The sequence below is a fragment of the Paraburkholderia fynbosensis genome (assembly GCF_902859935.1).
In the GTDB taxonomy this organism is placed as follows: Bacteria; Pseudomonadota; Gammaproteobacteria; order Burkholderiales; family Burkholderiaceae; genus Paraburkholderia; species Paraburkholderia fynbosensis.
This window is the reverse complement of record NZ_CADIKI010000003.1, coordinates 145,577-158,689: the sequence shown is the minus strand read 5'-3', so window position 1 is coordinate 158,689 and position 13,113 is coordinate 145,577. Positions and strand designations below refer to the sequence as shown.

10 protein-coding genes are annotated in these 13,113 nt (G+C 64.2%); 5 read left to right on the top strand and 5 right to left on the bottom strand.

Translation table 11 applies throughout. The features are described 5' to 3' along the window. Positions 1 to 5 precede the first annotated feature (5 nt). On the bottom strand, positions 6 to 2,138 hold the full coding sequence (metG, locus tag HV770_RS06385) for a methionine--tRNA ligase (protein WP_175158613.1): 2,133 nt from the start codon (positions 2,136 to 2,138) through the stop codon (positions 6 to 8). Between the two features lie 365 nt (positions 2,139 to 2,503). Further along, positions 2,504 to 3,157 (bottom strand): YiaD family glycine zipper/OmpA-like lipoprotein, encoded by a 654-nt coding sequence (locus HV770_RS06380; protein WP_175158612.1) that lies wholly within the window; start codon positions 3,155 to 3,157, stop codon positions 2,504 to 2,506. A gap of 337 nt (positions 3,158 to 3,494) precedes the next feature. Between HV770_RS06380 and apbC the strand changes: the two genes are divergently transcribed. From apbC to HV770_RS06355, 5 genes are all read left to right on the top strand, one after another. Continuing rightward, the gene (apbC, locus tag HV770_RS06375; RefSeq protein WP_175158611.1) at positions 3,495 to 4,583 is read left to right on the top strand and encodes an iron-sulfur cluster carrier protein ApbC; all 1,089 of its coding nucleotides are present in this window, start codon (positions 3,495 to 3,497) and stop codon (positions 4,581 to 4,583) included. Between the two features lie 119 nt (positions 4,584 to 4,702). After that, a complete protein-coding gene (locus tag HV770_RS06370) occupies positions 4,703 to 5,236 on the top strand; it encodes a superoxide dismutase family protein (RefSeq protein WP_175158610.1) in 534 nt (177 codons plus the stop codon). A 273-nt stretch (positions 5,237 to 5,509) separates the two neighbouring features. Next, positions 5,510 to 6,079, top strand: coding sequence for a dCTP deaminase (dcd, locus tag HV770_RS06365; protein WP_028200499.1), 570 nt, complete (start codon positions 5,510 to 5,512; stop codon positions 6,077 to 6,079). An 86-nt stretch (positions 6,080 to 6,165) separates the two neighbouring features. Continuing rightward, positions 6,166 to 8,451: an arginine/lysine/ornithine decarboxylase gene (locus HV770_RS06360; protein ID WP_175158609.1), complete on the top strand. Its 2,286-nt coding sequence runs from the start codon at positions 6,166 to 6,168 to the stop codon at positions 8,449 to 8,451. A 2-nt stretch (positions 8,452 to 8,453) separates the two neighbouring features. Further along, entirely contained in the window at positions 8,454 to 9,182 is a 729-nt protein-coding gene (locus tag HV770_RS06355; RefSeq protein WP_175158608.1) for a lysozyme inhibitor LprI family protein, read from the top strand. Positions 9,183 to 9,212: 30 nt separating this feature from the next. Here HV770_RS06355 and HV770_RS06350 read toward each other — a convergent pair whose 3' ends face one another. From HV770_RS06350 to pgl, 3 genes are all read right to left on the bottom strand, one after another. Further along, positions 9,213 to 10,139, bottom strand: coding sequence for a bestrophin family protein (locus HV770_RS06350; RefSeq protein ID WP_175158607.1), 927 nt, complete (start codon positions 10,137 to 10,139; stop codon positions 9,213 to 9,215). 191 nt (positions 10,140 to 10,330) lie between these two features. Continuing rightward, a complete protein-coding gene (locus HV770_RS06345; protein WP_175158606.1) occupies positions 10,331 to 12,247 on the bottom strand; it encodes a bifunctional transcriptional regulator/glucokinase in 1,917 nt (638 codons plus the stop codon). Further along, positions 12,225 to 12,941: a 6-phosphogluconolactonase gene (gene pgl, locus HV770_RS06340; protein ID WP_175158605.1), complete on the bottom strand. Its 717-nt coding sequence runs from the start codon at positions 12,939 to 12,941 to the stop codon at positions 12,225 to 12,227. Before pgl ends, HV770_RS06345 begins: the two co-directional genes overlap by 23 nt. Positions 12,942 to 13,113 lie beyond the last annotated feature (172 nt).

The following is a 13,113-nucleotide window of genomic DNA, read 5'->3' as shown; positions in this document are numbered from 1 at the left end:
GCGCGTTACTTCACGCGCATGCCGGGCTTCGCGCCGCTATCCGGTTCGAGCACGTACAGACCCGGTTCGGCTTTCTCGTCTGCAGCCGACGCCGCCAGCACCATCCCTTCGGACAGGCCGAACTTCATCTTGCGCGGCGCGAGGTTCGCGACCATCACCGTCAGCTTGCCGACCAGTTGCTCCGGCTGATACGCCGACTTGATGCCCGAGAACACGTTGCGGGTTTTCTCTTCGCCGATGTCGAGCGTGAGTTGCAGCAGCTTGTCCGAGCCTTCCACCGCCTTGCAGTCGACGATCTTCGCAATGCGCAGGTCGATCTTCGCGAAATCGTCGATCGAGATCACGCCGGGGGTGTCGTCGTGGTTGGCGGCGGCTTTCGCGGCCTTCGCCTTGTTTTTCGCATCGGCCGGCGCGGCCGCTTCCGGCGCGGCTTGCAGCGAGTCGCGATTGGCCGCGAGCAGCGCTTCGATCTGTTTCGGCTCGACACGCGTCATGAGGTGCTTGTACGCGTTGATCGGACGTGCGGAGCTGAGCGGCACATTGGCGTCGGCCCACACCAGTGGCTCGATGCCGAGGAAGCCTTCGACCGCTTCGGCCAGCTTCGGCAGCACTGGCTTCAGCGCGAGCGACAGCAGGCGGAACGCCTCGATGCTCACGCTGCAGGTTTCATGCAGCGCGACCGCGTTCGCCGGGTCTTTCGCCTGATCCCACGGCTTGGCGGTGTCGACGTATGCGTTGACCGCGTCGGCCAGCTCCATGGTCTGACGCAGCGCGCGGTTGTACTCGCGCGCCTCGTAGTTCGCGGCGATTTGCGGCACGGCGGCGCGCAGCGTGGCGAGCAGCGGATGCTGCATCGCGCTGTCCTGCACGCGGCCGTCGAAGCGCTTGATCAGGAAACCGGCCGCACGGCTCGCGATGTTGACGTACTTGCCGACCAGGTCGCTGTTCACGCGCGCCTGGAAGTCGTCGAGGTTCAGGTCGAGATCTTCCATCGTGCTGTTCAGCTTGGCCGCGAAGTAATAACGCAGCCATTCCGGATTCAGGCCCGTGTCGATCACGCTTTGCGCGGTGATGAAGGTGCCGCGCGACTTCGACATCTTCGCGCCGTCCACGGTCAGGAAGCCGTGCGCGAACACGTTGGTCGGCGTGCGATGGCCCGAGAATTCGAGCATGGCCGGCCAGAACAGCGTGTGGAAATACAGGATGTCTTTGCCGATGAAGTGGTACTGCTCGGCCTTCGAACCTTGGCGAACCCATGCGTCGAAATCGAGGCCGCGCTTTTCGGCGAGGTTCTTGAAGCTTGCGTAGTAGCCGACCGGCGCGTCCAGCCACACGTAGAAATATTTGCCCGGCGCGCCCGGGATTTCGAAGCCGAAGTAGGGCGCATCGCGCGAGATGTCCCAGTCGGCGAGCTTGGCTTCGCCCGCGTCGCCGAGCCACTCGCGCATCTTGTTGGTGGCTTCCGGCTGCGCCAGGCCGCCCACCCACGCGCGCAGGAAATTCTCGCAGCGCGGGTCGGACAGGCGGAAGAAGTAATGCGTCGAGGTCTTGCGCACCGGCGTGGCGCCGGAGACGACCGAATACGGATTGACCAGTTCGGTGGGCAGATACGTCGAACCGCATACTTCGCAACTGTCGCCGTACTGGTCTTTCGCCCCGCACTTCGGGCATTCGCCCTTGATGAAACGGTCCGGCAGGAACATTTCTTTGACCGGGTCATACGCCTGTTCGATGTCGCGCGCTTCGATCAGGCCCGCTTCCTTGAGGGCCAGATAGACGTTTTCGCTGAGAACGCGGTTTTCTTCAGAATCGGTCGAGTAGTAGTTGTCGAACGAAATACCGAAGCTGTCGAAATCGCGCTTGTGTTCCTGCCAGACGCGCTCGATCAACTGCTTCGGCGTGAGACCTTCCGTCTCCGCGCGCAGCATGACCGGCGTGCCGTGCGTGTCGTCGGCGCCCACGTAGTAGACCTCGTGCCCGTGCATTCGCAACGTCCGGACCCAGACGTCGGTCTGGATATATTCGACCAGGTGGCCAATATGGATTTGCCCGTTCGCATACGGAAGGGCCGACGTGACGAGAATCTGGCGACGGCCTGACGGCGCGCCTGCGGAGAGATCGGTGGCGGGTGCTGACATAAGGGTGGCGGGAGCCTGCGGTGGGACGAAACGTTGATTCTAGCAGGGCGGCCGTCCTGCGCGGGATGGGCCGCGCGGGCGCGGGGCCGGCGGGTCGCGGCGCGCAAGCGCGCGAAAAGTGGGAAATGCCGTGTGCCAAAAAAAACCGGGGTGATTAAACCCCGGAGCAACAACGACAAGAGGAGAATGGTGACGCGGCGGCTTCGCCAGCCACGTACCGTAAAGACAGACCGCGGATTTTCGGCAGAGTTCGAAATTTTTTTCGTTCCCGTGCGAGATTTTCTTTCCTCCGCTTTTTACGCCGGGCTGGGCGCCGCAGGCAAAGCCCCGGCGCCCGCTCGCGGCATTCTCCTGAAGCCTTGTCCTTATTGCGGTGCGTGCTGCGCGGTAGCGCGCAGATAGATTTCCACGCGACGGTTTGCGGCGCGGCCGGCTTCGGTGTTGTTGTCGGCGATCGGCTGGTTCTGGCCCATGCCGGTGGCGGACAGGCGCTGCGGCGCGACGCCGCGCTGGCCGAGATAGCCCGTCACGCTTTGCGCGCGGTTGACCGACAGCGTCTGGTTATATTGCGGCGAGCCGGTGCTGTCCGTATGACCGACCACCGACGCGACGATCTCCGGATTCTGCTGCATGGTTTGCGCGAGCTGGTCGAGCACCGGTGCGAACGACGGCTTGATCGCGTAGCTGCTGGTGTCGAACGTGACCGAGCTCGGGATGTTCAGCTTGAGCGAACCGTCCGGCTGCTCAGTAATCTCGGTGCCGGTTCCCTTGGTGGCGCCCGACATGCGGTTGCGAATGTTTTGCCAGTTGTAGCCGGTGACGCCGCCCACCGCTGCGCCGACGCCCGCGCCGATCGCCGCGCCCTTGCCGCCGCCGAAGATCGCGCCGAGCGCCGCGCCAGTGCCGGCGCCCACCCCCGTGCCAACGGCGGTGTTAGTGCCCTGCTGCGTGGCACAGCCTGCCAGCACGGAGCCGGCAACGGCGAAGACCGCCAGGCGAGTCATGATTTTTGCATTCATTTTCGATTCCTCTTGATTGAAGCGATAAACCGGCGAGTAGCCGTCAATCTATCTAAGCAACATTACGGCGGTACGGTAGAGCACACGAAACAGGGAAATCCTACCCTCTCTTCGCTCCGGTCCGACAGTGAAGAAGGGTCTTACGGCAGCGCACGGCATGAGCCACTACAATAAAGGCTGAAGTCACGCAGTGATGCGACCCCATGGCGTCCCGCCTGCCCGAAGGGTGCCCGGGCCGTCTGGATTTCGCAATCCTGCCTAACAATTTCTTTCAAATTCCGGCGCGTGGCGCAAACTTGGATTCCACCGTGCCGTACGTGTTCCCCACGGAGTGTCAATGAGTATCGATCGGGCATTGGTCGACGCTGCCCTCGCAGCCGTCACTGACCCCAACACCGGCTTGCCGTACGCGGCCGCCAAGAACATCCGCAACGTCGCCGTGGAAGGCGACGCCGTCAGCCTCCAGGTGGTGCTCGGCTATCCGGCCATGCGTCAGTTCGAAGCGATTCGCGCCCAGTTCACCGACGCGCTGCGCCATGTTTCGGGCGTCGGCAATGCGCGTGTCGAAGTGTCCCAGCAAATCGCTGCGCATACCGTGCAGCGTGGCGTGAAACTCCTGCCGAGCGTCAAGAATATCGTGGCGGTGGCGTCCGGCAAAGGCGGCGTCGGCAAGAGCACGACCGCCGTGAATCTGGCGCTCGCGCTGGCGAGCGAAGGCGCGTCGGTCGGCGTGCTCGACGCGGACATCTACGGCCCCTCACTGCCGATGATGCTCGGCATCACCGGCCGTCCCGAGTCGCCCGACGAGAAGTCGATGAACCCGATGACCGGCCACGGCCTGCAGGCCAACTCGATCGGCTTTCTGATCGAGCAGGACAATCCGATGGTGTGGCGCGGCCCGATGGCCACTTCCGCGCTCGAACAGTTGCTGCGACAGACCAACTGGCACGACCTCGACTATCTGATCGTCGACATGCCGCCGGGCACCGGCGACATCCAGCTCACGCTCTCGCAACGCGTGCCGGTGACGGGCGCGGTGATCGTCACGACGCCGCAGGACATCGCGCTGCTCGACGCGAAGAAGGGTCTCAAGATGTTCGAGAAGGTCGGCATTCCGATCCTCGGCATCGTCGAGAATATGGGCATGCATATCTGCTCGAACTGCGGCCACGAAGAGCATATCTTCGGCGCCGGCGGCGGCGAGCGCATGGGCAAGGAGTACGGTGTGGACGTGCTCGGCAGCCTGCCGCTCGACATCGCGATCCGTGAGCAGGCCGACTCGGGCAAGCCCACTGTGGTGGCGGACCCGAACGGGCGCATCGCGGAGATCTATCGCTCGATCGCGCGCAAGGTGGCGATCCATATCGCCGAGCGGGCTCGCGACATGACGTCGAAGTTTCCCAACATCGTCGTGCAGAACACCTGAACAGCCATTCGGACAAGGGGCCAAGGCGCCTATTTGCGCCTGGTCTCGCGGTATCATGTCGACTTCACAGGTTCGGCTCGGCGGCCGCAGGGGCGCCCGTCGGCCGGCAAGAGGATCGCATGGGAAAACGAATCGACGGGCAGGCGGTGCATATGTTCATCGTCCTGACTGCCAGTTGTGTGCTGTTGAGCGGCTGCAGCGCGTTCCTGAGACCACAGGAAAAGCGCGCCGACGCGCAGTTGCTGCCCACCGTGGGTAATCAGGCGCGCGGCCTCGTGACGTTTATCGAGCGCTCGGACGGCGTGCAGGTCACCTACAACCTCACGGGCTTGCCGCCCAATAGCGACCACGCATTGCAGGTCCACGAACGCGGCGACTGCAATGCCGCCGACGGCTCCAGCGCGGGCGCGATCTTTTCGCCGGCGGCCGAGCGCCTCAAGGTGGGTGCGCGAGTCGAGGGCGACCTGGCCAACATTCATGCGGATGCGAACGGCGTGGCCACCGGCTTCATCGTCGCGCCGGATGTCTCGCTCGACGGTATCCGTTCGGTATTGCAGCGCGCTGTGCTGCTGCATCACGACGCGGCCGATCCCTACGCTTATCCGCCGCATGGTGCCGGTTCCGCCATCGCCTGCGGTGTGATTCGCCAGTGAGCGGCGAGCCCTTCAGACATTGCCCGCGGCAGCATCCTCGTGATCGCGTAAAATAAGCGCCTTCCGTTGGGGTGCCCGGCAGGAACCCGCAGTTGAAGCCGGCGTCGAGCACCCGGTGCGGGAGCGTGGCAAGGCCCGTTCAAGCGGCGCGCCGCGCAAGGCGCAGACCTCGAAGGCGCTCCCAAGCCAGCACCTTATTACCCGAAAGTCGCCCGGTTTCGCCGGGTTGTTATCCGTCACACACCTGTCATTCACGTCGAGCAGCGTTCACCTATGACCATCAAATCCGACAAGTGGATCCGGCGCATGGCCGAGTCGCACAACATGATCGAGCCGTTTGCGCCCGATCAGGTTCGCGTTTCCGAAGACGGCCGGAAGATTGTCAGCTACGGCACGTCGAGCTACGGCTACGACATCCGCTGCGCCGACGAATTCAAGATCTTCACGAACATCAATTCGACCATCGTCGATCCGAAAAACTTCGACGAGAAGTCGTTTGTCGACTTCAAGGGCGACGTCTGCATCATTCCGCCGAATTCGTTCGCGCTCGCGCGCACGGTCGAGTACTTCCGCATTCCGCGCAGCGTGCTGACGGTGTGTCTGGGCAAATCCACGTATGCGCGCTGCGGGATCATCGTCAACGTGACGCCGTTCGAGCCGGAATGGGAAGGCCACGTCACGCTCGAATTCTCGAATACGACACCTTTGCCTGCGAAAATCTACGCGAACGAAGGCGTCGCCCAGGTGCTGTTTTTCGAAAGCGACGAGATTTGTGAAACGTCGTACGCGGATCGCGGCGGCAAATATCAAGGTCAGCACGGCGTCACGTTGCCCAAGACGTGACGTCGGCAGCGCACTGACCCATCAGCTATTCGGGTGACCGCTGCAATTTTCAGAATGCAGCGGTCGTTCTTTTTGGAGAATCGCCCATGAAGTTTCGTTTTCCCGTCGTCATCATCGACGAAGATTTCCGCTCCGAGAACATCTCGGGTTCCGGCATCCGGGCTTTGGCCGAAGCTATCGAGAAAGAAGGCGCGGAAGTGCTCGGGTTGACGAGCTATGGCGACCTGACTTCGTTCGCGCAGCAATCGAGCCGCGCGTCGTGCTTCATCCTGTCGATCGACGACGATGAACTGCTGCCCTACGTCGACAACGTGGTCGTGGAAGGCGAGACGCCGGAGCTGGCCGCGGCGATCGTCGCGTTGCGCGCATTCGTGGCCGAAGTGCGCCGCCGCAACGCGGACATTCCGATCTTCCTGTACGGCGAGACGCGCACCTCGCGCCACCTGCCGAACGACATCCTGCGCGAACTGCACGGCTTCATCCACATGTTCGAGGACACGCCGGAGTTCGTCGCGCGTCACATCATCCGCGAGACCAAGGTGTATCTGGACTCGCTCGCGCCGCCGTTCTTCAAGGAACTGGTGCAGTACGCGGAAGAGGGTTCGTACTCGTGGCACTGTCCTGGCCACTCGGGCGGCGTCGCGTTCCTGAAGAGCCCGCTCGGCCAGATGTTCCATCAGTTCTTCGGCGAGAACATGCTGCGCGCCGACGTCTGCAACGCGGTCGACGAACTCGGCCAGCTGCTCGACCACACCGGCCCGGTGGCGGCCTCGGAGCGCAACGCCGCGCGCATTTTCAGCGCCGACCACGTGTTCTTCGTGACCAACGGCACGTCGACGTCGAACAAGATCGTCTGGCACGGCACCGTTGCGCCGGGCGACATCGTGCTGGTGGACCGCAACTGCCACAAGTCGATCCTCCACGCGATCACGATGACCGGCGCGATCCCGGTGTTCCTCACGCCGACGCGCAACAACTTCGGCATCATCGGCCCGATTCCGCGCAGCGAGTTCGAGCCGGAAAACATCCGCAAGAAGATCGAGGCGAACCCGTTCGCGCGCGAAGCGCTCGCGAAGAATCCGGGCCTCAAGCCGCGCATTCTGACGATCACACAAAGCACGTACGACGGCGTGATCTACAACGTCGAAATGATCAAGGAGATGCTGGGCGACTGGCTCGACACGCTCCACTTCGACGAAGCCTGGCTGCCGCACGCGGAATTCCACGAGTTCTATCAGGACATGCACGCGATCGGCGCGGGCCGTCCGCGCATCGGCGCGATGGTGTTCGCGACGCACTCCACGCACAAGCTGCTGGCCGGCATTTCGCAGGCCTCGCAGATCGTCGTGCAGGATTCGAAGAACAGCCGCTTCGACAAGCACCGCTTTAACGAAGCCTATCTGATGCACACGTCCACGAGCCCGCAGTACGCGATCATCGCGTCGTGCGACGTGGCGGCGGCGATGATGGAAGCGCCTGGCGGCCCGGCGCTCGTCGAAGAGTCGATCGCCGAAGCGCTCGACTTCCGCCGCGCGATGACCAAGGTCGACGCCGAATACGGCGACGACTGGTTCTTCAAGGTGTGGGGCCCGGACCAGTTCGCGGAAGAGGGCATCGGTTCGCGCGAAGACTGGATGCTGCGTCCGAACGACGCGTGGCACGGCTTCGGCCCGCTCGCCGAAGGCTTCAACATGCTCGACCCGATCAAGGCGACCATCGTCACGCCGGGTCTGGACATGGACGGCGGCTTCGGCGAGACCGGCATTCCGGCCGCGATCGTCACGAAGTACCTGGCCGAGCACGGCATCATCGTCGAGAAGACCGGGTTGTATTCGTTCTTCATCATGTTCACGATCGGCATCACCAAGGGCCGTTGGAACTCGATGGTCACCGAACTCCAGCAGTTCAAGGACGACTACGACAACAACCAGCCGCTGTGGCGCGTGCTGCCCGAATTCGTCGCGCATCATCCGATGTACGAGCGCGTCGGCTTGCGCGATCTGTGCCAGCAGATTCACAGCGTCTACCGCGCGAATGACATCGCGCGCCTGACGACCGAGATGTACCTGTCGAGCATGGAGCCGGCGATGAAGCCGTCCGACGCGTTCGCCAAGCTCGCGCACCGTGAGATTGACCGGGTACCGATCGACGAACTCGAAGGCCGCGTCACGTCGATCCTGTTGACGCCTTACCCGCCGGGCATTCCGTTGCTGATTCCGGGCGAGCGCTTCAACAAGACCATCGTCAACTATCTGCGTTTCGCGCGCGAGTTCAACGAGCGCTTCCCCGGTTTCCATACGGACATCCACGGGCTGGTCGGTGAAATGATCAACGGGCGCATCGAATATTTCGTCGATTGCGTTCGCGCCTGACGATGGGGGGTCTGAAGTCCTGGGTGGGCGCCGCTAGTTGGCGGCGCATAGCCGGCGCGCTGACAATGACGCTGGCGGCGGCGCTCTTCGGCGCGCTGTCGCCAGCGGCGCATGCCGAGGTCGCGGCCGCCGATCCAATCGACGCGTCGATGCGCTCGTGTCTCGCGCGCAGCGACATGTCGACGACGGTGGGACAGGTGCAGTGCATGGACAACGCGCGGATCGGCTGGAAGGCCGCTCTGGACAGCGCGTGGCAGCAGCTTCAGGCGAAGTTGCCGCCCGCGCGGCGCAAGCTGTGGGAAAAGAGCCAGACAAGCTGGCTCGCCTCGCGCGAGGCCGAGAAGCAGTTGCTGGCCGCGGTGTTCGCGACGACGCGCGGCACGATGTACGTGCTGGCCGAGGCCGACATGCAGTTGCAGCCGGTGCGCGACCGCGCGCTCGCGCTGCGCAGCGCGGCGGACAAGGCGGGTGGGCCGCCGCCGCGTCGTCCGCGCGCCTGTCGCGCCGACGCGCAATGCGAGCACGCGATGTTCGATCTGAAGCGCTACTACCGTCGCTTGCAGTCGAAGATGCCGGCGCATTCGCGCCCCACGCTCGTGCGTGCGCAAAAAGGCTGGACTGCGTATCTCGCCGCCACCACGCCGGTGGTCGACGAGCGCGGGCGCATCGACATCATCGGCGCGCGGGTGGCGACGCTCAAGCGGTTGTCGGAGACGGTCGGCAACGACTGAGCGCGCACCTCGCCTGCGCCTCGCGCACGGTCAATCGAACAGATAGTCTTCCGCTTGCCGGCTCGGCAACGTGCGTGCCGGCTCGCCGCGCAGATCGCGCAGCGCATCCTCGATCATGGCGGACATCGTGTTGAGTGCGAGGTCGTTGTCGTCGGTGCCGAAGGGTTCTTCGAGCTGCGATGCGATGGCTTCGTGCGCCATGAAGGTATAAGCGACGAATACCGCGAACACCGGCGTGAAAACGCCGATGCTGTCGACTAGGCCGAACGGCAGCGACGCGCAGAAGAAATACACCGTGCGGTGAATCATCACCGAGTACGCGAACGGTAGCGGCGTCGAGACGATGCGCTCGCATCCGCCGATCACATCCGATAGCCCATTCAGGTTCCGGTCGAAGGCGAGCACCGCCATCGGCTCTATCGCGCCGGCCTGTGCCTGGCGCTGTACCCACTCGCCGAGATAGAGCAGCAAGGTCGCCGGCTTGTAGCGCGAGGCGATAACGCGCTCGAACAGCGGCGCGGGCAAGCGCGCGGCGAGGTCGTCGTGGGGATCGCTCTTGCGAAGCTGGTGACGCAGCGCGTGAGGCAGCGCGCCGAGCGCGGCGAGAAATGCTTCGAGCTCTTCTTTCGGCAACGGCCGGGACGCCAGCGTGAAGACCTGGCGTGTGAGCGAGCGCGACTCGTTGAGCAGTTGGCCCCACAGCTTGCGGGCTTCCCACCAGCGATCGTAGCTGGCGTTGTTGCGAAAGCCGAGGAACACCGCGAGCGCAATGCCGATCAGCGAGAAGGGCGCGGTCGTGTTGAGGTTCAGCGAGACCGGCAGCAGGTGGTCGTGGGCGGCCAGCGCGACGATCGAGATGCAGAAGATCAGCGAGAGCCGCGGCAGCAACTGTGGAAGAACCGAACCCCGCCACGCGAGCAGCATGCGGAACCAATGGAGATGCGGGCGGATGATCATTGGGTTGAGCCGTCGGTCTCGAGCGATAGAGCGTCTATTATCGCTTGTTGTCCGGACAGGGGCGCCGTGCGGGCACGCGCTTCAGGCGGACCTGACGCAATGCGGGCGATGAAGCGGGCAACGACGAAGATGGCCCACGGCGCGCGCATCACATTCGATACGCCCGCCGTGGGCCATTCACCTTCACCGGCTCAATCGCGGGCGGACGAGGCCGCGCCGTGGCTCAGCCAGTCCAGCACGGCAGTGGCGTCGTCGTCGGCGCCCTCGCGCGCCTTGGCGACCGTCTCGGCGACATCGGCTGCAGGCACCGCGCGACGAATCGCCACGCCGACAGCGAGAATATCGATCATCACCAGATGCAGGATCCGCGAAATCATCGACAACTGCGACTCGCGAATCTCGATGTGATCGGTTTCGAGCGCGACGGTGGCGCGCTTGGCGAGCGGCGTATTGCTCGACGTGATCGCAATCACCTTCGCGCCGGCCTGCATCGCGACATCCAGCACGCGCAGCAACTCGGGCGCGCGGCCCGACTTCGAGACCGCCACGATCACATCGCCCTTGCCGAGCAAGGCGGCGGAGGCTGCCTGCATGTACAGATCGCCGTACGCAATGGTCGGAATGCCGAAGCGGAAGAACTTGTAGTGCGCGTCCTGCGCGACGATGTTCGAATTGCCGAGCCCGTAGAACTCGATGCGGCGCGCGCCGTTCAACAGATCGATCGCGCGTTCGACCTGATCGAAGTTCAGATGCTCGCGCAACTGCAGAATCGCCGACACGGTATTGTCCAGCACCTTCGCGCCGAAGTCCGTCGCCGTGTCGCCGAGATGCACCTGGCTGTGGCTCACCGGAATCGTGCCGGTCAAACCGGTCGCGAGCTTCAGCTTGAAATCCGACAGGCCCTGGCAGCCGAGCGAACGGCAGAAGCGGATCACGGTGGGCTGACTCACGTCGGCCTTGCGCGCGATATCGACGATCGGATCGTTGATGATCGAGCGCGGATGGTTCAGCGCGAGATCGGCGACGCGGCGCTCGGCCGGCGTCAGCGCGTCGCGCATCTGGCGAATCCGCTCGAACACCGCCGACGAACTGCCGCCCGCGCGATTCGACAACTGCTCGGCGAGAATCGCGGAGACGCCGAGGAAGGCCGGATATTCGGCGGTGATCACATAGGTCGGCACGTTCCGCAGATACGCCTCGAAGCGACCCTTCGCTTCGAAGCGCTGGCGAAACGACGAGCGTGCGAAGAATTCGCCGAGGCGCGGCACGACGCCGCCGCCGATGTAGATGCCGCCCAACGCGCCCAACGTCACCGCGATGTTGCCCGCGAAGGTGCCGAGAATGCCGCAGAACACGTCGACGGATTCGGCCGCGAGCGGCTCGCCGTCCAGCGCGCGCTTGACGATCTCGATCGTCTCGACGTTAGCCGCCACGCGCTTCTTGTCGCGGCCCGCGAGCGCGCGGTAGATCACTTCGATGCCGGGGCCCGCGGCCACGCGTTCGAACGACACGTGCGACCACTTCTTGCGCGCGTACTGCAGCACGATGTCTTCACGTTCGTCGGCGGGTGCGAAGGTGGCGTGGCCGCCCTCGCTGCCGAGCGCGATCCAGCGGTCGTCGGCGGGAATCAGGCCCGACACGCCCATGCCGGTGCCCGGCCCGAGCAGGCCGATCACGCTGTTCGGACGACGCGCGCCGCCGCCCACCTGGACGCGTTGCGCGTCGGTCAGGCCCGGCAGCGCCATCGCCAGCGCGGTGAAATCGTTCACTACCAGCAGCGTGTCGAAGCCGAGCGCGCGGCGCGTCGCTTCGATCGAGAAGCTCCAGTCGTGATTCGTCATGCTCACCTGATCGCCGTCGACCGGGTTTGCAATCGCGATCGCCGCATGATTCACGCGGCCGATCCTGGTGTCCTTCAGATACTTCTTGATGACGTCGGCGACACCCGGATAGTCCGCACACGGATAGACCTGCACCGAGCCGATTCCGCCCGGGCCCGTCTCCAGCGCGAAGCGCGCATTGGTGCCGCCGATGTCGGCCAGAAGCCTCGGTCCGTCGGCGTGCTGGCCCGCGCCCGGTACAGCCTTAGTTTGCACACCAGTAGACATCGAGTCTCACTCCCTTGTCGTTTGCCAACTGCGAGATGGCATTTTTTTGTAGCGAAGCGGCGGCTGCATTGAGCACGTCCATCTTGCGCGGTCCTGCGATCAGCAAAAACAGGTGCTTCACTTCCTTCAGCGCGGAGAGGGACCAGCTCACGCGCGCATGCGGCGCGCTGCCCGGATGCACCGCGACGAAGCGCTCGGCTGCGGTGATGGCGTGATCCCATTCAGGCGCGTCCGCGAAGATCGACGCCGTGTGGCCGTCCTCGCCCATGCCGAGAATCGCGACGTCGGGCACGGCGCTAAAGCGTGCGTCGGCGTTCAGCGCGGCGACGTGCGCGTGGAGATCCTGCGCGGTGTCGACGAGCGGCCAGAAGGTCGCCTCCTTCGCGGCGTTCTGCAACAGCGTCGCGTGCACCAGTTGCGAATTGCTTGCGCTGTCCGTCTCGGGCACCCAGCGGTCGTCGACCAGCGTCACGGCAATGCGCGACCAGTCGAAGGATTGCGTGGACAACGTTTGCAGGAACGGACGCGGACTGCTGCCGCCGGACACGGCAAGCATGGCGGGGCGTGCGCTAGTAGTGGGCGTGCCGGTCGCGGCCGCCTGTGCGGCGAGCGACGCATGTAACGCGTCGCCAACCGCCTTCGCCAACGCGTCGGATTGGGCGCGTTGATCGTCGAAAGCGTGAAGCTCGATCACTTCTCCTCCGTGCTGCTTTTTTGTTAGATCTGCGGAATCTGCCGTACTGCTCTCGCACATCGCCTGCAAGGTGGGATGACTTGCAGGCGCCTTCGCGATACCGGCGCCATTCCGTTCAGTTCGTCGGTGGGTCTTACTCGGACGTTGCGAGAGCTTCGCTCGAAGCTCTCGC

What these genes read in the sequence shown, in the direction of transcription:
- metG (WP_175158613.1), bottom strand. Translation starts at nt 2,138, where the DNA reads ATGTCAGCACCCGCCACCGATCTCTCCGCAGGCGCGCCGTCAGGCCGT.
- HV770_RS06380 (WP_175158612.1), bottom strand. Translation starts at nt 3,157, where the DNA reads ATGAATGCAAAAATCATGACTCGCCTGGCGGTCTTCGCCGTTGCCGGC.
- apbC (WP_175158611.1), top strand. Translation starts at nt 3,495, where the DNA reads ATGAGTATCGATCGGGCATTGGTCGACGCTGCCCTCGCAGCCGTCACT.
- HV770_RS06370 (WP_175158610.1), top strand. Translation starts at nt 4,703, where the DNA reads ATGGGAAAACGAATCGACGGGCAGGCGGTGCATATGTTCATCGTCCTG.
- dcd (WP_028200499.1), top strand. Translation starts at nt 5,510, where the DNA reads ATGACCATCAAATCCGACAAGTGGATCCGGCGCATGGCCGAGTCGCAC.
- HV770_RS06360 (WP_175158609.1), top strand. Translation starts at nt 6,166, where the DNA reads ATGAAGTTTCGTTTTCCCGTCGTCATCATCGACGAAGATTTCCGCTCC.
- HV770_RS06355 (WP_175158608.1), top strand. Translation starts at nt 8,454, where the DNA reads ATGGGGGGTCTGAAGTCCTGGGTGGGCGCCGCTAGTTGGCGGCGCATA.
- HV770_RS06350 (WP_175158607.1), bottom strand. Translation starts at nt 10,139, where the DNA reads ATGATCATCCGCCCGCATCTCCATTGGTTCCGCATGCTGCTCGCGTGG.
- HV770_RS06345 (WP_175158606.1), bottom strand. Translation starts at nt 12,247, where the DNA reads ATGTCTACTGGTGTGCAAACTAAGGCTGTACCGGGCGCGGGCCAGCAC.